General features: G+C 71.7%; 16 protein-coding genes. 11 read left to right on the top strand and 5 right to left on the bottom strand.

All coding sequences use genetic code 11. The annotated features are described in order from the left end of the window. Positions 1–3: 3 nt before the first annotated feature. Positions 4–957, bottom strand: coding sequence for a GNAT family N-acetyltransferase (locus ACFC79_RS26250; protein ID WP_376244488.1), 954 nt, complete (start codon positions 955–957; stop codon positions 4–6). A gap of 169 nt (positions 958–1,126) precedes the next feature. Between ACFC79_RS26250 and ACFC79_RS26245 the strand changes: the two genes are divergently transcribed. Then, positions 1,127–1,693: a DUF1707 and FHA domain-containing protein gene (locus tag ACFC79_RS26245; protein WP_376244485.1), complete on the top strand. Its 567-nt coding sequence runs from the start codon at positions 1,127–1,129 to the stop codon at positions 1,691–1,693. Between the two features lie 210 nt (positions 1,694–1,903). Here the strand turns inward: ACFC79_RS26245 and treY are convergent, their stop codons facing one another. Together treY and glgX are read right to left on the bottom strand one after the other, a co-directional pair. Further along, positions 1,904–4,279, bottom strand: a complete 2,376-nt coding sequence (gene treY / locus ACFC79_RS26240) for a malto-oligosyltrehalose synthase (protein WP_376244482.1) — start codon at positions 4,277–4,279, stop codon at positions 1,904–1,906. A 90-nt stretch (positions 4,280–4,369) separates the two neighbouring features. Next, the gene (glgX, locus tag ACFC79_RS26235) at positions 4,370–6,553 is read right to left on the bottom strand and encodes a glycogen debranching protein GlgX (RefSeq protein WP_376244479.1); all 2,184 of its coding nucleotides are present in this window, start codon (positions 6,551–6,553) and stop codon (positions 4,370–4,372) included. Between the two features lie 412 nt (positions 6,554–6,965). Here glgX and ACFC79_RS26230 point away from each other — a divergent pair, with 412 nt between their 5' ends. Continuing rightward, complete coding sequence (locus ACFC79_RS26230) at positions 6,966–8,198, top strand: SAV2148 family HEPN domain-containing protein (RefSeq protein ID WP_376244476.1); 1,233 nt, start codon at positions 6,966–6,968, stop codon at positions 8,196–8,198. A 76-nt stretch (positions 8,199–8,274) separates the two neighbouring features. Beyond that, positions 8,275–9,003, top strand: a complete 729-nt coding sequence (locus ACFC79_RS26225; RefSeq protein WP_376244473.1) for an exonuclease domain-containing protein — start codon at positions 8,275–8,277, stop codon at positions 9,001–9,003. 96 nt (positions 9,004–9,099) lie between these two features. Here the strand turns inward: ACFC79_RS26225 and ACFC79_RS26220 are convergent, their stop codons facing one another. Continuing rightward, positions 9,100–9,966 carry a phosphotransferase enzyme family protein gene (locus ACFC79_RS26220; RefSeq protein ID WP_376244470.1) on the bottom strand — a complete coding sequence of 289 codons (867 nt, stop codon included), beginning with the start codon at positions 9,964–9,966 and terminating at the stop codon, positions 9,100–9,102. A gap of 125 nt (positions 9,967–10,091) precedes the next feature. Here ACFC79_RS26220 and ACFC79_RS26215 point away from each other — a divergent pair, with 125 nt between their 5' ends. The 8 genes from ACFC79_RS26215 (at position 10,092) to ACFC79_RS26180 (ending at position 18,330) form a co-directional block, all read left to right on the top strand. After that, on the top strand, positions 10,092–11,072 hold the full coding sequence (locus ACFC79_RS26215; RefSeq protein WP_376244467.1) for a carbohydrate ABC transporter permease: 981 nt from the start codon (positions 10,092–10,094) through the stop codon (positions 11,070–11,072). After that, a complete protein-coding gene (locus tag ACFC79_RS26210; RefSeq protein ID WP_376244464.1) occupies positions 11,069–11,908 on the top strand; it encodes a carbohydrate ABC transporter permease in 840 nt (279 codons plus the stop codon). The genes ACFC79_RS26215 and ACFC79_RS26210 overlap by 4 nt, the downstream gene beginning before the upstream one ends. Further along, positions 11,908–13,206: an ABC transporter substrate-binding protein gene (locus ACFC79_RS26205; protein ID WP_376244461.1), complete on the top strand. Its 1,299-nt coding sequence runs from the start codon at positions 11,908–11,910 to the stop codon at positions 13,204–13,206. Before ACFC79_RS26210 ends, ACFC79_RS26205 begins: the two co-directional genes overlap by 1 nt. A gap of 779 nt (positions 13,207–13,985) precedes the next feature. Next, the gene (locus ACFC79_RS26200) at positions 13,986–14,066 is read left to right on the top strand and encodes a tryptorubin family RiPP precursor (protein ID WP_376244715.1); all 81 of its coding nucleotides are present in this window, start codon (positions 13,986–13,988) and stop codon (positions 14,064–14,066) included. 114 nt (positions 14,067–14,180) lie between these two features. After that, positions 14,181–15,227 carry a cytochrome P450 gene (locus ACFC79_RS26195; protein ID WP_376244458.1) on the top strand — a complete coding sequence of 349 codons (1,047 nt, stop codon included), beginning with the start codon at positions 14,181–14,183 and terminating at the stop codon, positions 15,225–15,227. 640 nt (positions 15,228–15,867) lie between these two features. Then, complete coding sequence (locus ACFC79_RS26190; protein WP_376244455.1) at positions 15,868–17,070, top strand: S8 family serine peptidase; 1,203 nt, start codon at positions 15,868–15,870, stop codon at positions 17,068–17,070. A gap of 289 nt (positions 17,071–17,359) precedes the next feature. Next, on the top strand, positions 17,360–17,935 hold the full coding sequence (locus tag ACFC79_RS26185; RefSeq protein WP_376244452.1) for a DUF1697 domain-containing protein: 576 nt from the start codon (positions 17,360–17,362) through the stop codon (positions 17,933–17,935). After that, entirely contained in the window at positions 17,932–18,330 is a 399-nt protein-coding gene (locus ACFC79_RS26180; protein WP_376244450.1) for a DUF4440 domain-containing protein, read from the top strand. The genes ACFC79_RS26185 and ACFC79_RS26180 overlap by 4 nt, the downstream gene beginning before the upstream one ends. A 38-nt stretch (positions 18,331–18,368) precedes the next feature. On the opposite strand, the gene ACFC79_RS26175 is transcribed toward ACFC79_RS26180, so the two are convergent. Beyond that, positions 18,369–19,154: an ABC transporter ATP-binding protein gene (locus ACFC79_RS26175; protein WP_376244712.1), complete on the bottom strand. Its 786-nt coding sequence runs from the start codon at positions 19,152–19,154 to the stop codon at positions 18,369–18,371. Positions 19,155–19,192: the final 38 nt, after the last annotated feature.

Genomic DNA, 19,192 nt, shown 5'->3' with positions numbered 1-19,192 from the left:
GTGTCAGTCCCAGACCATGTCGAAGGCGCGCTGGAAGTCCACATAGCCGAGACGCGCGAAGGAACGCGCCATCGGGACGTTCCCGAGGTCGGTCGAGGCCCGGATCCGTTCCACGTCGTCCTGGGCGGCCAGCACCCGGGTCCCCTCCGCGAGGATGTCGTCGACGTACCCGTGGCCGCGTCGGTCGGGCAGCACGCCGATGTACGCGATGATCGGGTTGTAGTCGTTGCGCGCCGGCACCACGAACCCGACCGGCTCGCCGTCCGGGAGTTCGGCGATCCGCCACCACTCCCGGGGCGTGGCGTACCCCGCCAGCTCCTCGTCGTAGTGCTTCTCGGCCGCCTCGCGGGCACTCAGCCCAGCCGCCAGGTCGGCCCGGCCGTGGGCGTCGAGCGTGCCCTCCATCACCGGTGTCATCAGCGCGAGGAGATCCTCCCGCCCGTCCACCGGCCGGAACCGCAGCCGGCCCGGGTCCGGGGGTACCGGCGTACCGGCACGCCACTCCAGACGCAGCCGTTCCACCAGCATTCGTGCGCCCGAACGCTCCATCACCCGGATCCGGGATTCCACGCCCTCGCGGACGGCCGGGTCCTCGCGCCAGTCGGACGGCACGTACCGGCCGTACTCGGGCCGCGGCGCGCCGGTCGGGATCACCGCCGCCGTCGCCGTCTCCAGCAGGTGCAGGCCGATCTCCTCGCGCTCCGGGGCGGGCAGGGCGTCGTCCAGGTCGAAGACGTCGAGCAACAGGGGCGCGGACCCGTCCCGGCTCCACCATGCGAGCCGGGCCACCACGCGCTCGCCCCGCAGGGCCAGCCACATCCAGCCGGGGCGGCGGCGCCCGTCCGACAGGTCCTCGGCCAGTTCGGGATCGAGCAGATACGACAGTTCGAGGAAGAGCCCGAGTTCGTGCGGGCCCGCGAGCGGACGGACGGTCAGTTCCTGCGAGGCATGGGGCACAAGGTCTCCTGAGGATGCGAGGAGGACCGCCGGGATCGCCGTGCGGCCCGCGGCCGGAGACAGTAACAACGCCTCCGCCGCGCCGCCGGGGAATTTCCGGGCAGGGTGTGCGGCCGGACGGCATGCCTCTTCTGGACACTCCGGGGCGGTCCGGCCGACAATTGGGCCCGTGACGTCCTCCTTCGAGTTCCACACGTCCCCCGCGCGGCTGTCGGACGCCCAGCGCGACCGCGCCGTCGGCGTACTCCGGGACGGTGCCGCCCAGGGCAAGCTGTCCCACGACACCTTCATGCGCCGGATGGAGCTCGCCCTCGTCGCCCGCAGCCCGGAGGAACTGGCGGCGCTCACCGCCGACCTGGCGGACGAAGGACGCTGGTCGCGGCGGATGCTCAAGGTCGTGAGCGGGGTGTCCGGCTTTCCCGGCCGGGTGCGCCGGGTCTGGCAGACCGAGCGGCTGCCGAAGCTGCTCCTTCCCGCCCCGAGCCCCCACCCCCTGCTGATCGGCCGGGACCCGGGCAACGGCCTGCGGCTCAACCACGAGACCGTCTCCCGGCTCCACGCCGAGCTGACCGTCCGGAACGGGGGCTGGATGCTCCGCGACCTCGGCTCGACCAACGGCACGTGCGTCAACGGGCAACGCGTCACCGGATCGGTCCCGGTCCGCGAGGGGGACCAGGTGAGCTTCGGCCGGATGAGCTTCCGCCTCTCCGCACCCGTCCTCGGACCGCCCGCCTGAGAGCCTGTCGGGTGACCTCTGACCGGGCGGCCACGTCCTGGCACGCACGCTTCCGGCGTTGCCGACATGACCGAGTAGCTCCGCTACTGGGCCCTCCCGGCGCCTTGGAATCGCACGCACCATGCCGCGTCCGCTTTCCGATCGATGGCCACCCGACAGGCTCTGAGACGCCGGAACTCACCGCCCCGCCCGGCCCCGATCGCCCCGCCCTCACCGGCCCGCCCGGACCAGCAGCGCCACCGGCCGCTCGGCGAAGAGCTCCGCCACCGCGACCGAGTCCCCGGCGAACTTCCGGCCGGGCGTCAGCAGATCGGTCCACGGCCCGTCGTCCGGCAGCGCCAGCTCCGTGCCGTGCCAGCCGCCCGACTCCGCCAGCCGCAACGACAGCCTGGTGACCGCCGTGACCACCTCGCCCGCACGGCAGAACGCCAGACAGTGCGCGGCCGCCGGACCGTGCGCGCCCAGCGGGAGGTACGCGCCCGAGGCGCCGAACACCTCGGGACGCTCGCGCCGCAACCGCAAGGCCACCGCGGTGACCTCGCCCTTCTCGCCGCGGGCGCCGCCCTCGGGCGGCAGGCGGAACGGCCGCCGGTTGTCCGGGTCCACCAGGGCCACGTACTCCTCCTCCGTGCCCTGGTACAGATCCGGCACCCCCGGCATCGTCAGCTGCACCAGTGCCGCGCCCAGCACGTTGGCCCGCGCATACGGGGCGAGCGTGCCCGCGAACCGGTCCAGCATCTCGCGCACCGGACCGCCGTCCGAGGCCGGTCCCGCGGCGACGAAGTCCGTCACCGCCCGCTCGTAACCCGGATCGGGCTCGGTCCATCCGGTGTACAGGCCCGCCTCCCGGACCGCCTTCAGCAGCGCCGGTTCCAGCCTGCCCACGGCCTCCCCGGCGGGCAGCCCCGCGCACCCCAGGGCCGTCTGCCAGGCCTGCCAGGCGAACTGCTCGTCGGGCGGGGCCGCCGGAGCGGTCCGGGCCAGTTCGACCAGCAGCCAGGACCACTGCTCCGGACACTCGGACAGCACCGCGATCCGGGCCCGGACGTCGGCACTCCGTTTGGTGTCGTGGGTGGTCAGCGCCGTGCCCGTGGCGGGCCAGTAGCGCGCCGTCCGGGCACAGAAGGCGTGGAACTCCTCGGGCGTCACGGCCGGTCGGCCGGGATCGCCGCCCACCTCGTTCGCCGAGACCAGCGGAACGTAGCGGTAGAACGCCATGTCCTCGACCGACTTGGCACGCAGCGCCGACGCCGTCTGGGCGAACCGGGTGCAGAACGCGGCCCGGTCGGGCCCGGCACCCAGCCGCCCCAGCGCCAGATCCCGCACCACATCCACGGCAGCCGCCTCCTCGGCCACCGCGAACGCCGCCCTCGCGTCCCGCACGACCACCTCCGGCAGCGTCTCCGCGGCGGATTCCGGGCAGGGCCCGCCGGCCGTCACGTACGGCCGGTAGACGGGCATCCGGACGAGCAGTTCGCGGATCGCGGTGTGCAGCGCCCACGGCGCGTGGTCGCGCAGCGCCGGGTGCTCGGCGCAGACACGCGCGGCGAGCCGGGTCAGCAGCCCGGTCTCGGCGGCCAGCTCGTGTGTCACCACCCGGTACGCGGCCTGCCGCACGGTCGCCGCCCAGGAACCGCCGCGGTCCGCGGCGGGCCCCGCGTACTCCCGATAGCGGCCGATCAGTTCGGCGGCGCCCATCGGATCGACGAAGAGACCGTCCACCCGGTGCAGGGCGTCGTACCCCGTCGTGCCCGCGACCGCCCAGTCGGCGGGCAGGCGCTCGTCATCGGTGAGGATCTTCTCGACGACCGTCCACCGCCCGGCGGCCGCGGCCTTGAGCCGTTCGAGGTAGGACGCGGGATCGGCGAGCCCGTCCGGGTGATCGACGCGCAGCCCGTCGATCACCCCTTCCCGGACGAGTTCGAGGATCTTGCCGTGGGTGGCGGCGAAGACCTCGGGGTCCTCCACCCGCACCCCGATGAGGCCGGAGATGGTGAAGAACCGGCGGTAGTTCAGCTCGGTACGGGCAAGCCGCCACCAGCAGAGCCGGTAGTGCTGGGCGTCCAGCAGCTCCGGCAGCGGCAGGTGCGCGGTGCCGGCCCGGAGCGGGAACTCCTGCCCGCCGTGGCGCAGCACCTCCCCGTCGACCCGGAACGCGTCGAGTTCGTCGCCGATCCGTCCGGCGAGCACCGGCAGCAGCACCGTGCCGCCCCCCGCCTCCCAGTCGATGTCGAACCAGCGCGCGTACGGGGAGCCGGGTCCCTCCCGCAACACCTCCCACAGGGCACGGTTCAGCCGGGGCACGGCCGCCATGTGGTTCGGCACGATGTCCACGACCAGGCCGAGACCGTGCCGCCGTGCCGTGCGGGCCAGTCCGCGCAGACCCTCCTCGCCGCCGAGTTCGGCACGCACCCGGCCGTGGTCGACGACGTCGTAGCCGTGCCGGGAACCCGGCACGGCCTCCAGGACCGGGGAGAGGTGGAGGTGCGAGACCCCGAGCGCGGCGAGATACGGCACGGCGTCCTCGGCGGCCGGGAACGGGAAGTCGGGCTGGAGCTGGAGCCGGTAGGTGGCGGTGGGCGTCATGCGCCGTTACGTACCCGGCTCGCGGCCCCCTGTGTCAGGGAACGCCGCAAAGGGCTCGACCGGCGGTGTCGCCGGGCGCGCACGCGGCCACTACGCCGGCCGCTGGAGCACCGCCATGCTCCGTCCGACCAGCGTCACCCGTTCGCCCGCCGCCACCCTCGGCCCGGAGCGCGGAAGCACCCCGGCGGGGCGGGCCGTGTCGACGACCACCATCCACTGCCGGCCGTGGTTCACCGGGACGGAGAACTCCAGCGTCTCGGCGCTCGCGTTGAACATCAGCAGGAAGGAGTCGTCGGAGATCCGCTCGCCGCGCGGCCCCGGCTCCGAGATCGCGTGGCCGTTGAGGAAGACCGTCAGGGCCTTGGCGTGCGCGGCCTGCCAGTCCCGCTGGGTCATCTCCCGGCCCCCGGGCGTGAACCACGCGATGTCCGACAGCTCGTCGTGCGTGCCCTCGACGGGACGGCCGTGGAAGAACCTGCGACGCCGGAAGACCGGATGGTCCCGGCGCAGCCACACCATCGCCCGGGTGAACTCCAGCAGACTGCTGCCCAGCCCGTCCTCGGCCGGCTCGTCGCCCGGGGCGTCCCCGGCACCGTCCTGCGGGCCGCTGCGCGCTGCGTCGGCGGGTTCCGGCCAGTGCACCCACGACAGCTCGCCGTCCTGGCAGTAGGCGTTGTTGTTGCCGCGCTGGGTGCGCGCGAACTCGTCGCCGTGACTCAGCATCGGCACGCCCTGGGACAGCATCAGCGTGGCGACGAAATTCCGCATCTGGCGCTCCCGCAGCGCCAGGATCCCCGGGTCGTCCGTCTCGCCCTCCGCGCCGCAGTTCCACGACCGGTTGTGGCTCTCCCCGTCCCGGTTGCCCTCGCCGTTCGCCTCGTTGCGCTTGTCGTTGTACGAGACCAGGTCGTGGAGCGTGAAACCGTCGTGGCAGGTGGTGAAGTTGATCGAGGCGAGCGGCCGCCGCCCGTCGTCCTGGTACAGGTCCGACGACCCGGTCAGCCGCCCGGCGAACTCGGCGAGGGTCCTCGGCTCGCCGCGCCACAGGTCCCGCACGGTGTCCCGGTACTTCCCGTTCCACTCGGTCCACAGCGGCGGGAAATTGCCCACCTGATAGCCGCCCTCGCCGACGTCCCACGGTTCGGCGATCAGCTTCACCTGGCTGACCACCGGGTCCTGCTGCACCAGGTCGAAGAACGACGACAGCCGGTCCACCTCGTGGAACTGCCGGGCCAGCGTGGCCGCGAGATCGAACCGGAAGCCGTCCACGTGCATCTCCGTGACCCAGTACCGCAGCGAGTCCATGATCAGCTGGAGCACGTGCGGCGACCGCATCAACAGGGAGTTCCCGGTCCCGGTGGTGTCCGTGTAGTACCGCTGGTCCTCCGCGAGCCGGTAGTACGAGGCATTGTCCAGCCCCCGGAAGGAGAGCGTCGGCCCCAGGTGGTTGCCCTCGGCGGTGTGGTTGTAGACCACGTCGAGGATCACCTCGATGCCCGCCTGGTGCAGCGCCCGTACCGCCTGCTTGAACTCCAGCACCTGCTCGCCGCGGTCGCCCCAGGAGGCGTAGGCGTTGTGCGGGGCGAAGAAGCCGATGGTGTTGTAGCCCCAGTAGTTGGCCAGCCCGGCGTCCACCAGTCGGTGGTCCTGGACGAACTGGTGAACGGGCATCAGTTCGATCGCCGTGACGCCGAGTTCCGTGAGGTGGGCGATCACCTCCGGATGGGCCAGCCCCGCGTAGGTCCCGCGCAGTTCCTTCGGCAGTGCCGGATGGAGCATCGTCAGGCCCTTCACATGGGCCTCGTAGATCACCGTGCGGTGGTAGTCGGTACGGGGCCGCCGGTCGTCGCCCCAGTCGAAGTACGGGTTCACCACGACCGATGTCATGGTGTGCGGTGCCGAGTCGAGGTCGTTGCGCGCGTCCGGTCGGCCGAACGGGTAGCCGTACACCGCCTCGCCCCACCGGATCTGCCCGGCCACGGCCCTGGCGTACGGGTCGAGCAGCAGCTTCGCCGAATTGCAGCGGACGCCGCGCTCGGGCTCGTACGGCCCGTGGACCCGGAAGCCGTACCGCTGACCGGGCATCACCCCCGGCAGATAGGCATGGCGGACGAACGCGTCGGTCTCCCTGAGCTCCACCGCCGTCTCGGAACCGTCGTCGTGCAGCAGGCACAACTCGATTCGGTGGGCGGCCTCCGAGAAGACCGCGAAGTTGGTCCCGGCGCCGTCGTACGTGGCACCGAGGGGATACGCCTGTCCCGGCCAGACCTGCATGGCTTCGACTCTTCCCCTTCTGATCCGGATTCCTGGGGCTTGGGGGTTCGGGGATGGGGATGCTGGGCTTGAAAATGAGGCTTATGGGCTGATTGATCGGATCTCCACCGAATCTTCCCTGAAAGAGGTGCGGCTTCCTAGGACGTCGCGCGGTCCGGTCAACATCGGTCCCCTCCGTGTCGCCCCCGGAACCGGAATACGGCCCCCGCAATCCGCTCCGGGCCCGGAGCGAAGCGGCGATCGGGGAGTCCCAGCACTATGAATCCGCTCACTACGCCGGATCTCGCCGCCGGGAACCCTCGTGTGCTGATGGGGAGTTGAAATGAGGAGCCTGTGCATCCGGCTGCATCGGATCGCGCTCCCGGAGTACCCTTCCTTGATCGTTGGTGGGGGAGTGGAAGGCGGTGCACGGGTGAGCTCGGAAGGATTCGAGCTGCCCCCGGGTGACACAGGTCACGAGGGGGAATCCACCGATGCCCCGCCCGGGGCGGTCTCGCTGGCCCGGCCCGTGGAGATCGGCGCGGAACTGGACTGGGGAGCGGATGCCTGGAGCGAGGTGCGCACCCGCGCCCAGCGGGCCGGGCGTGCCTACATCTGGCTGAATCTCGTGGAGCAGCGGCTGCGGGCCGTGGTCGCCGCGGTGCTCCGGCCCATCTACGAGCCGGTCCACGGCGAGGAGTGGGTGGTGGCCGCCGCGGGGCCCGCCGGGCAGGAATGGGTGCAGCGGGCCGTCGCCGTGCGCGAGGTGTCCCGGCGCAAGGGCTATCTCCTGGACCCGGCGGACGACAACGTCCTCAGCTTCCTCACGCTGCCCCAACTGCGTGAACTGATGGTCCAGCACTGGCCGTGCTTCGAGCCCTACTTCGACGACCGCCGCGAGGTCGAGCTGGCGCTCGACGAGCTGGAGGTCGCCCGGAACGTGGTCTCCCGCAACCGCGCGCTGAACGAGGCGGTCCTCGCCCAGGCCGAGCGCGCCTCCGCCCGGCTCCTGGAGATCCTGGGCGGCGGGGCCTCGGTCCCGTCGGCCGACCGGCTCCCGGTCGACGCCGTCGAGGAGCTGGTCGGCGACCGGTACGCGGACGTGGTCTCCGTCCACCCGGACCGGGTGCGGCTCCAGCGCCAGCTGCCCGCCGAGGACCTCTTCGGCGGATCGCGCCGCCTCGACGCGATCGGCATAGGGCTCAACCTGCTGGTGCAGAACTTCTCCGGCCGGCGACTGATCCGGCTCGCCGAGTCCGGCTGCCGGGTCCGGCTGCTGTTCATCAACCCGGCGAGCAGCGCGGTCAAGCGGCGGGAGCGGGAGCTCGGCCTCAAGAAGGGCGAGCTGAGCCGTTCCGTGGAGATGAACATCCTCCACATGCGCCGGGTCCGCTCCCGGCTCCGCGACCCCGGGGCGTTCGAGATCCACGTCTTCGACGAGACACCGCGCTTCACCGCCTATCTGGTGGACGGCGACGGGACGGACGCGGTCGGGGTCGTGCAGCCGTACCTGCGCCGGGCACGCGGCATGGAGGCGCCCGTGCTGGTGCTGCGGGGCGGCGGGCGCGCGGTGGTCCGCGCGGGACAGGAGAACGAGCACGGGCTGTTCGAGACGTACCGCGAGGAGTTCGAGTCCGTGTGGACGGACTCCCGGCCCGTCTCCTGAGGGGCCGTCCGTCCGTTGTCAGTGGCGCGTGCGAGGGTGGTCACCACTTGGGGGAGCACCACGAAGGAGGTACCCGATGAGTTGGGACCGGGAGCCGCTGGTCGGTTTCGACCTGGAGACGACGGGCACGGAGCCGCTGGAGGCGCGGATCGTGACGGCCGCGGTCGTCGGCGTAGTCGGCCGCGGCGGGGAGCCGGTGCGGCAGCGCACCTGGCTGGCGGATCCGGGCGTCCGGATCCCCCAGCAGGCGTCGGCGATCCACGGCATCAGCAGCGAGCGGGCGGCGGCGGAGGGCCGGCCGGTGCGCGAGGTGGCGGACGAGATCGCCGAGACACTGGCAGGCCATTGGCGCCAGGGGGTGCCGGTCGTCGCGTACAACGCGGCCTTCGACCTGACCCTGCTGACCGCCGAGTTGCGACGGCACGGGCTGCCGTCGCTGAGCGACCGGCTCGACGGGGCGGGGATCGGGCCGGTCATCGACCCGTACACCATCGACCGGGCGGTCGATCGCTACCGCAAGGGCAAGAGGAATCTCGAAGCGGTCTGCGTCGAGTACGGCGTGGTGCACGGCGGGGCCCATGACGCGGCGGCGGACGCGCTGGCCGCGGTCCGGGTGGCTCACGCGATAGCCGAGCGGCACGGCTCGGTGGCCGAGCTGACCGCCGCCGAACTGCACGAGCGCCAGGTGGAGTGGTACGCCCGGTGGGCGGCCGACTTCCAGCAGTTCCTGCGCCGCAAGGGCACCGCGGACGCGGTGGTCGACGGCCACTGGCCGCTGCGCGAGCCGGCGCGGGTGGCCGGCTGACGGAAGCGCCGCTCGGCGCATGGCGCTGGGACCGCGCCCCTCGGAGCGTGGCGTGCCGGACGGACCCGGTCCGGGTCGGGTGCGGACGATCGTCCCTCAGAACGGATACCAGCGCACCGAGGCGTCGCCCTCGCGCAGCGAGGCGACCCGGCGACGGAATTCCGCGAGCGCCTTCGGGTTGGCCGGTGCGTGCTGGGACACCCATGCGCAACTTGCCGTCTCCCGGGCCCCGCGCAGTACGGCGCAACCGTCCCACTCCCGCACGTCCCAGCCGTACGCGGCAGTGAAGGCGTCGTACGCCTCGGCGGCCAGCCCGTACCGGTCCCGGGACAACGCGAGCACCACCAGGTCGTGCTCGCGCAGGTCCGCGGAGAAGGTCTCCAGATCGACCAGCACCGGACCGTCGGGGCCGACGTGGACGTTGCGCGCGAGCGCGTCGCCGTGGATCGGGCCGGGCGGCAGATGGGGGACCAGCGCGGCCGCGGCCGCCGCGAAGCCGTCGCGGCGCTCCCGCAGATAGTCGGCGTCGGCCGGGTCGATCGCGTCGCCCGCGAGCCGGAGCCAGCGCTCGACGCCGCCCAGCAGCTCACGGCGCGGCAGGGTGAAGTCCTCCGGCGCGGGCAACGCGTGCACCAGCGCGAGCGGCCCCGCCAGGTCTCGCGGCTCCGCCGGGCGCACGGCCTGCGCCAACCGGTGCCAGAACGTCACCGGATGGCCGTCCACCAGTCGCATCCCGGGTTCGGCGGCCCGTACGGCGGGGACCCCGGAGGCGGCCAGCCACCGGGCGACTGCCACCTCGCGCTCGGCCCGGTCCCGCAGCTCCGGGCTGCGCACGGCGTCCCGTCCGACCTTGACCACCAGGTCGTCCACGGCGAACACCGCGTTCTCGCCCAGCGCGAGCAGTTCCGCACCGTCCGGCAGACCGGCGGTGGCCAATACCTCACGCGCACGCATTTCGTCCATGGTTCCGATTTTTGCATCCGCGCGGGCCGGGTTGACGAACGGATGTGCCGTCAGCACGATGACGGGGGCCACCTGAGCGGCCAGAACGGTGCAAAACCGATCGAATGACGCAAAGGGGCTTATGCGTGACATTAGCCAGTGCAACCGCACAAGCCGGAAAAAGTCCCCTTGAGGGTGACCGGGGCAGTCGGGGCAGTCGGGGCGGCGGTCGGCGCGGAGGTCCGCCGCAGCGGGCCGGTCGGGGCGCCGGCGCCTGGTTTCTGGTGCTGCCCGCGCTGATCCCGATCCTGATCCTCAGCGTCGGCCCGCTTCTCCACGGCCTCGCGCTGGCCTTCACCGACGCCCAGTCCGGCCGAACCCGCTCCACCCAGTGGGTGGGCGTGCTCAATTTCCAGGACCTGCTGCACGACACCCTCTTCTGGGAGTCCTTCCGGATCGGCCTGCTGTGGGCGGTCGGCGTCACCGTTCCGCAATTCGTCCTCGCGCTCGGCCTCGCCCTGCTGCTCGACCAGAACCTGCGGATGCGCTGGCTGGCACGGGCCCTGGCGATCGTTCCGTGGGCGATGCCCGAGGTGGTCGTCGGCATCATGTGGCGGCTCGTCTATCACCCGGACGCCGGCGTCCTGAACGAGATGATCCGCGAGCTCGGTCTGGGCGAGGGCCGGGCATGGCTCGGCGGACTCGCCACCGCCCTGCCGGCCGCGATCGTGGTCGGCGTCTGGGCCGGTATGCCTCAGACCACCGTCGCCCTCCTGGCCGGGCTCCAGAACGCCCCGCCCGAACTCCATGAGGCGGCGGCGCTGGACGGGGCCGGTGCCTGGCGACGCTTCCGCACCGTCACCTGGCCGGTGCTCAGGCCGGTCGCGCTCGCCGTCACCGCGCTCAACTTCATCTGGAACTTCAACTCCTTCGCACTGGTCTACGTGCTGACCGACGGCGGGCCCGGCGGCCGCACCCGGCTGCCGATGCTCTTCGCGTACGAGGAGGCGTTCCGCTACGGACAGTTCGGCTACGCCGCCGCGATGGGCTGCGTGATGGTCGCGGTGATCGCCGTGCTCCTCGCGGTGTACCTGGCCGGACGGCTCGGGGGAGGGGAGGACCGATGAACCGCGCTCCTCGGCGCGCCGTGCGCGCCGGACAGTACGCCGCCCTGCTCTGCTACCTCGTCCTGCTGGCGTTCCCGTTCCTGTGGCTGGCCTCCACCGCCTTCAAACCGGCACGGGAACTTGGCTCGCTGCACCCGACCTGGATCCCCGAGCACCCGACCCTCGACAACTTCCGCAGCGCGTTCGACGAACAGCCCCTGGTCCAGGCCGCCGCCAACTCGCTGATCGCCGCGAGCTGCGCGGCCCTCGTCGCGATCGTCGTCGCCACTCCGCTGGCCTATGTGACGGCCCGCCACCGCTCCGGGCTGTCGAGGGCCGCCACCGGCTGGGTCGTGGTCAGCCAGGCGTTTCCGCTCGTCCTGCTGATCATCCCGCTGTTCCTGATCCTGAAGGAGCTCCGTCTGATCAACACCCTGTGGGGGCTGATCATGGTGTACGCGGTCTGGGCGCTGCCCTTCGCCCTGTGGATGCTGACCGGGTACGTACGGGCGGTGCCCGTCGAGCTGGAGGAGGCCGCTTCGGTCGACGGGGCGGGCCGGCTGCGCACGCTCGTCTCGGTCACGGCCCCGCTGCTGGTCCCCGGCATCGTCGCCACCGCGCTCTTCGCGTTCATCACCGCCTGGAACGAGTTCTTCTTCGCGCTCGTCCTGCTCAAGACACCGGAGAAGCAGACCCTGCCGGTCGTGCTGACCCACTTCATCGGCGCGGAGGGCGCCGCCGACCTCGGGCCGCTGGCCGCCGCCGCCTTCCTCGCGACTCTGCCCTCACTCGTCGTCTTCGCGGTCATCCAACGGCGGATCTCGGGATCCCTGCTGGCCGGGGCGGTGAGGAGCTGATGCGTGTCTCGCCCCTGAGGGCGGCAGCCGTCGCGGCCACCACGCTGGCCCTGCTGCTGAGCGGCTGCGCGGGAACGGACGACGACCCGGGAACCGACCGGCGGGTGGAGCTCCGCTTCCAGTCGCTCGCCTGGCAGAAGGAGTCGGTCGAGGCCAACGAACAACTGGTGAAGGAGTGGAACGAAGCCCACCCCGACATCCAGGTGCGCTACGTGCAGGGCAGCTGGGACACCGTCCACGACCAGTTGCTCACCTCGTTCGAGGGCGACGAGGCGCCGGACGTCATCCATGACGCGTCCGACGACCTCGCCGACTTCGCCGACGGCGGATACCTCGCTGACCTGCGGACGCTCCTGACCGACCGGCTGACCGCCGACATCCCGCGGGAGAGCTGGCGGACCACGACCTTCGGCGACGGCGTCTACGGGGTGCCGTTCCTCCAGGAACCCCGCGTGCTGATCGCCAACACGAAGCTCCTGAAGGCGTCGGGGGTCCGCATCCCGACCCCCGATCGCCCCTGGAGCTGGGACGAGTTCCGGCAGGTCGCCAAGAGGCTGACCGGCAGGGGCAGGTACGGCGTCGCCTGGCCGCTCAAGGAACCCGTCTCCGTCACCCTCAACCTCGGTCTCTCCGCGGGCGGGCGGCTCTTCCACCGCGGTCCGGGCGGCAAGGTGACGATCCGGTCCGAGGAGGGCGACCGGATCGTCCCCGACACCCTCCACGACCAGATCGGCACCGACCGCAGCGCCGCCCGTACCGCCCTCGGCATGGGTGGCTCGGACACCCTTCCCGGCTTCTTCGGCGGCAAGTACGCGATGGTCCCGCTGGGTTTCTCGTACCGTCAGCAGATCGTCGAGCAGGCCCCGGAGGGCTTCGATTGGACGGTCCTGCCGGCCCCCGCGGGCCGTGGCGGAGCCGTTCAGGGGGTGAGTCCGCAGACCCTCTCCGTCGCGGCGGCAAGTCCGCACAAGAAGGAGGCGGCGCGGTTCATCGACTTCCTGCTGCGGCCACCGAACATGGTGCGGCTCGCCAAGGGCGACTGGATGCTCCCGACCGGCACCGCGGCCCTCGCCGATCCCGCGCTGCACACCGACCGGCACGGCTGGGCCACCGGCGTCGCGGTCGCGCGGGGGCTGCGGCCCGCACCCGCCCAGTCGGTCCGGGGCTACCCGGAGTGGAAGGACAAGATCGCCACCCCGGCGCTCCAGGAGTACTACAGCGGCGCGATCGATGCCGAGGAGCTGAGGAGACGCCTGGTCGACGACGGGAACCGGGTGCTGGCCCGCTATCAACGCTGAACTCCCGGCGGCCCCGGCACCGCGGACGGAACACCGTCGGCGCACGTTCTCGACCGCGGGCCGGCACGGAGCCTGCGCCGGAGCGGGTTCATGGACCAATCGGATTGCCTCCCGATGCCTCATTCACTTGAGGGGTGTCCCGTAATCCATGGCGCACCGGGGGCGCCGGTGCCTCCCGGCTCCGTCGAAGTGATGGTGCGTCATATTCCTGAAGTCGGCGATTCAGTCATTCGGGAGAATGAATTCGGCCTTTCAGGCCCTTGTGTCCGGGATGTCGACAGGGTAAAGGCTGTCCCTCATTCCTGGTGGATCGGCGTGCGGCGTCGGACGCGGTGCATCGCAAGGCGGAAGGGCGTCGGAAACCGGATGTACTCGGGCGTTCCGGCAATGTGGCGAGGTGTCGTGGCTGCCGTCGCACGCCCGCCGGGGATTACGGGGCAGCCCTCGGGGAGGGTGCTCCCTCCCGGCGCTCCGGCCGGTCGGTTCCGTGCGACTCGACGGGCTTCGCGGCATCAGGGGTCCGGAACGTCCTTGCCGTATTGGTCCTGTTTGCTCCTCGCTGTTTCGGGGCTGCGGAGACCCCGGCGCGGAACTCCCGTTCCGCCGCGATTCGGGCGCACCGAAAAACATGTCATTGACAACGTCTTTCACGCTGGGTTTCACTCTTTTCGGCGGCGAGCGGCGCAGAATTTCCGGTCCAGGATCGGGGGTTGTTGCCGTATGCGGTCCGAGTCATGCCCCTGGAAATGTAAATTCAAGGCAAAGATGGAGGTGTTGATGTGAAGTTCCTTTTCTCGCTCAAGGACAAGCTGACGCCGGAGAAGAGCCTGAAGGCGTACGCCTGGTACCACTGGTACTGAGCCGACGAAATCGGCCGTCCGACCGAGGGACGCGGTTCGTCGATCCGGGTCCGTGTCCGGCGTGGCCTCATCGGCCCGCCGGGCGCGGGCCCTCCCGTTTCTTGGAGACCATCGATGTACATATCCGGTACCGGCAGTCGTGCCCGGGACGTCGTCTTCGCGCCGAGACTCCAGGCGCTCCTGCGGGACCATCGGGGCGAGGAGGTCTTCCGCCTGGACTCCGGCACCGTCGGTGTCGCGGGGGCCGTGCTGGCCGACCGGATCCTCGCCGCCAGGCCGGCCGCCGAGGACGAGCGGCCCACGTTCAAGCCGCTCCACGGGCGGTCGATCCCCCGCGCCGAGGCGTCCACGGTCATGCGGGCCATCGGCCGTGATGTGCGGGCGGCCCTGAAGAAGCCGCTTCCGGAGGGGGTCGACCTCACCGGCGAGTGGCCGCACGTCGGCCACGTGTTCCTGCGCGACCTCGTACTCGGCGCCGATCCCTACCGGTTACGCATCCTCATGGACCGCGCGCTGGAGTTGACGCCCAAGCTCACCTGGACGGTCATCGCCGCCGGGGCGGCACTGCCGGGCCGGCTCCGCCCCGGTGCCGACGTGTCCGCCATCGCGGGCCTGACCGCCGAGGCGGGCAGCTACGGCGACCGCCGCTACGCCATGGGTCTGTACCGGAGGGCGGCCGCCCCGGTCTGCTTCACGGTCTCGACGCTCGTCGCCAACGCGCTCTGGCTCGGATCGCCGTTCGCCGAGGAGGTGCCGAACCGGAACATCCTCCACGAGGCCATGCGGCTGCTGCCGCCCTCCTGGAACGTCCTGCGGAAGGCGTCCCCCGAGTACCCCGCCCTCGACTCCCGGATCGGCGCTGCCGACGACGTGCTGATCCTGCCGTTGCTGAGCCATCGCGACCCCGCGCTCTGGGAGGACCCCGAGGAGTTCCGTCCCGAGCGGTGGGACGAACTCGATCCCGAGTACCATCCCGGGTACCTGCCCTTCGGGCATGTGTCGGAACGCTGTTGGGGAAGGCACATGGTGATGCCGCTCGCCGAGATGCTGCTCGACATGCTGCGCGGCGACGACCTGACCGTGAGTCCGGAGCAGACGGCCGCCCGGGTTCCTCTCGCCGGGCTGATGGGGGTTTCCGAGGTCCGGATCGTTCGCCGCTGAGCCGGGTGTTTCCGGTGCGGCCCCCAGAGGCTGTCCCGTAACGACCCGGGGAGCAACAGGGAGTGGATCGGCGAGCGGCGTCATGCGGCTTCGGATCCGAGGCGGGGAGGGGACGAGGGCGGAGCCCTTGGGACCGACGACAACGCGGGAGGCGGAGTCGCGGGGCGTCGGGAGCCCGCACCCTCTTGCTCCTCAAGTCGTCATCCCCGGCGGGTGCGCGCCGGATGCCTCCCGGTCCGATCGTCCCTCCGGCTTCCGCCCCTGCGGCTGCCGCCTCTTCCGGGGTGGTTCCGTCGTGCCGGGGTGCCGTAGGTGATGCACCGTCAGGATCGTTGCTCCCGGGGCGGGTCGGAATCAAGCCGACTCCGCCCCGTCCGGCGTGGTGCCGCGACGTTCGTCTTCCCGGGTGCGAAGCGTGCCGACCGCTCCCGCGGGGGTCCGACGGCCCGGCTTGCGGTGAGTGCGCCCGACTTGGGAGCGGCTGGCCGGTTTCTTATGACGAAACTTTGTTGAGTAAGTCACAGCCGCAAGAAGGTCTTGAACTGAGCGCGTCAATCGGCGAGGGTTTCGAGCCAGCCCCCGGAGATTTTCCGGCCGGGGGCCAATCCCCCCACAAAGAATGACGAGGAGACCCCTCTTCATGGCCATTCACAAGCGCGCACGCCGGATCAAGCTCACCGCGGCCATAACCGCCGTGGCCGCAGCGGCCGGAGTCACCCTGCTGAACACGCCCGTCGCCGGAGCGTCGCCCGCCCCCACCATGGGCGTCGTCTACGGTGCGGACGCGGCGACCGCCGTCCAGGGCAGCTACATCGTGATGCTGGACAAGAAGGCCGACAAGTCGAAGCTCGCCAAGAAGTACGGCGGCAAGCTCAACCGGAACTTCACGTCCGCCATCAACGGCTTCTCCGCCAGCGGCCTTTCGCTCACCGACGCCAAGCGCCTGGCGGCCGACCCCGCCGTCTCCAAGGTGGTCCAGAACAAGAAGTTCCACATCGACACCACCCAGGACAACCCGCCGTCCTGGGGCCTCGACCGGATCGACCAGACCGAGACGGCCGGCGACAACGCGTACACCTACCCGGACAGCGCGGGCGAGGGCGTGACCGCGTACGTCATCGACACCGGTGTGCGCACCACGCACGAGGAGTTCGAGGGTCGGGCCACCTCCGGCTACGACGCCGTCGACGACGACGACAGCGCGGACGACGGCAACGGCCACGGCACCCACGTGGCCGGCACCATCGCCGGTGCGACCTACGGTGTCGCCAAGAAGGCCAAGATCGTCGCCGTCCGGGTGCTCGACGACTCCGGCTCGGGCACCACCGAGCAGGTCGTCGCGGGCATCGACTGGGTCACCGCCAACCACGAGGGCCCGTCCGTCGCCAACATGAGCCTCGGCGGCGGCGCGGACGAGGCGCTCGACGCCGCGGTCCAGAAGGCCATCGCCTCCGGAGTCACCTTCGCGGTGGCCGCCGGGAACGACTCCTCCGACGCGAGCCAGAGCTCGCCGGCCCGCGTCCCGGAGGCGATCACCGTCGCCTCGTCCACGGTGGACGACGAGCAGTCGTACTTCTCCAACTACGGCTCGATCGTCGACATCTACGCGCCCGGGTCGGACATCACGTCGGCCTGGAACGAGAGCGACGACGCCTCCAACACGATCTCCGGCACGTCCATGGCGACCCCGCACGTCGTCGGTGCCGCCGCGGTCTACCTCGCCGAGCACTCGGACGCCACCCCGGACGAGGTCGCCACGGCGCTGACCGAGGGAGCCACCCCCGACGCGATCTCCAACGCGACCAAGGGCACGCCCAACAAGCTGCTGAAGATCGTCGAGTAGTCGACCCGTGGTGGGGGGGGGGGGGGGGCCCCCCCCCCCCCCCCCGCCCCCCCCCCCCCCCCCCCCCCCCCCCCCCCCCCCCCCCCCCCCCACACCGCGCCCCACACTACCGCTGAGATATTGGCTGTTTCGGCGCCCCGGGGGGGGGGGGGGGGCCCCCCCCCCCCCCACCCCACGGGACCGCGGCCGCCGTGCCCTCCCCCACGGGGCGCGGCGGCCGCATCGCGCGTGCGGAGCGCCCTGAGCGCTGTCCCGTGATCCCTGGTGGGTCAGCGCTTAGGGTGTGCATATGACGATGTACGCGGCACTACTGCGCGGAATCAATGTGAGCGGCCACAGGAGGGTTCCGATGGCCGAACTCCGTACCCTGCTCACCGAACTGGGCCACGGCGATGTCCGTACCCACCTGCAGAGCGGCAACGCCGTCTTCAGCAATCCGTCGGACGACGAGGACGCGCTCGCCACCGGACTGGAGCGGGCGATCGAGGAGCGATTCGGCTTTCCCGTGCCCTGCCTGGTCCGGAACGCCTCCTACCTCGCCGCGGTCGCCGAGGCGTGCCCCTTCCCGGCGGCCGAACTCGAGGGCAGACAACTGCACATCACGTACTTCGGGCAGCCGGTCGACGCGGCGCGATTCGCCGGGATCGACCCGGCGGCCCACCTTCCCGAGGAGTTCCGGCTGGGCGACCGCGCACTCTACCTCCATACCCCCGACGGACTGGGCCGGTCCCGCCTCGCCGACGCCCTGTCCCGGCCCTCCCTCCTGAAGGACGTCGTCGCCACCTCCCGCAACTGGAACACCGTGCGCGCACTGGTGGAGATGACCGCACAGGCCCCGGCCGCACAGCACGGAGCCGACGCATGACCGAACCGTCCTCCGGCGTGGCCGCCGCGGTGGAGGGCGAGCTGCGCCTCCTGGACCCCGAGGTGCGCGCCCGCCCCGACATCCTCGGCCGACTTCTGCACCCGGACTACCGTGAGATCGACTCCACGGGCCGGGTCTGGAACCGGGACGAGATGATCGCCTCGCTCACGGGCGAGGACGCCCCGCGCCCCGGCCCCCAGACCGCGTCCCGGATGCACGGGACCCAACTGGACGGCGCACTGGTCCACCTCACCTACGACACCGAGCGGAACGGCAGGCTCGCCCACCGCAGCTCGCTGTGGCGGCTCACCGGCACGGGATGGGAGCTCTACTTCCACCAGGCCACACTGTTCACCCCCACCGACGCGGACACCGTCCCCGCCACCGACGACTGAACCCGCAACGGGCGGCGAGGAACCCGTCCGGACTCCGCTCAGCGGCGGACCGCCCGCCGCGCCCGCGCGGTCCACCTGCCGTCGGTGCGGGAGATCGCCACCGGATGCCCGAAGCAGTCGCTGACCCGGCCGGTGGTCAGCACCTCGTCGGCGGGGCCCGAGGCCACGCACCGCCCACCGCGCAGCAACATGGCGTGCGTGGTGGAGGCCGGCAGCTCCTCCAGATGGTGGGTGACCAGGACCGTCGCCAGCTCCGGATGCTCCTCGCGCAGGGTGTCCAGGCTGTCCAGCAGCTGCTCGCGGGCCGCCAGGTCCAGGCCCGTGGCCGGCTCGTCGAGCAGCAGCAGACGCGGCTCCGGCATCAGCGCGCGGGCGATGAGCGTCCGCCCCCGCTCACCCTGCGACAGTGCCGGCCAGCGCGACGCCGTCTTCCCTCCCATGCCCAGGGTCTTCAGCAGCGCGTCCGCCCGGTCCCGCTGCTCCCCGGTCGGGGACCAGCGCGGCACCGGCTCGACCGAGTTGGTCAGCCCGGTCAGCACCACCTCGCGCACCGAGAGCGGTGAACGCAGCGGGTGGCGCGGATTGACGTGCCCGAGCATCGAGCGAAGCTCCCGCAGATCGACCCGGCCCAGGGCGCGCCCGAGCACCTCGACCGTGCCCCTGGTGGGGTGGCCGACGGCGCCGAGCACGCCCAGCAGCGTGCTCTTGCCGGCCCCGTTGGCGCCGAGCAGGGCCCAGTGCTCACCGCCGCGCACGGTCACGGAGACGGAGTCGAGCAGGACGTTGCCGTCCCGTACCAACGAGACGTCCACCGCCCGGATCACCGGATCGGCGAGGGGACCGGGTGCCCCGGCCGGGGCGG

Origin of the sequence: Streptomyces sp. NPDC056061 (assembly GCF_042266885.1) — a bacterium.
Classification (GTDB): Bacteria; Actinomycetota; Actinomycetes; order Streptomycetales; family Streptomycetaceae; genus Streptomyces.
The sequence above is the reverse complement of the archived record's forward strand: the minus strand, read 5'-3'. Positions and strand labels throughout refer to the sequence as shown.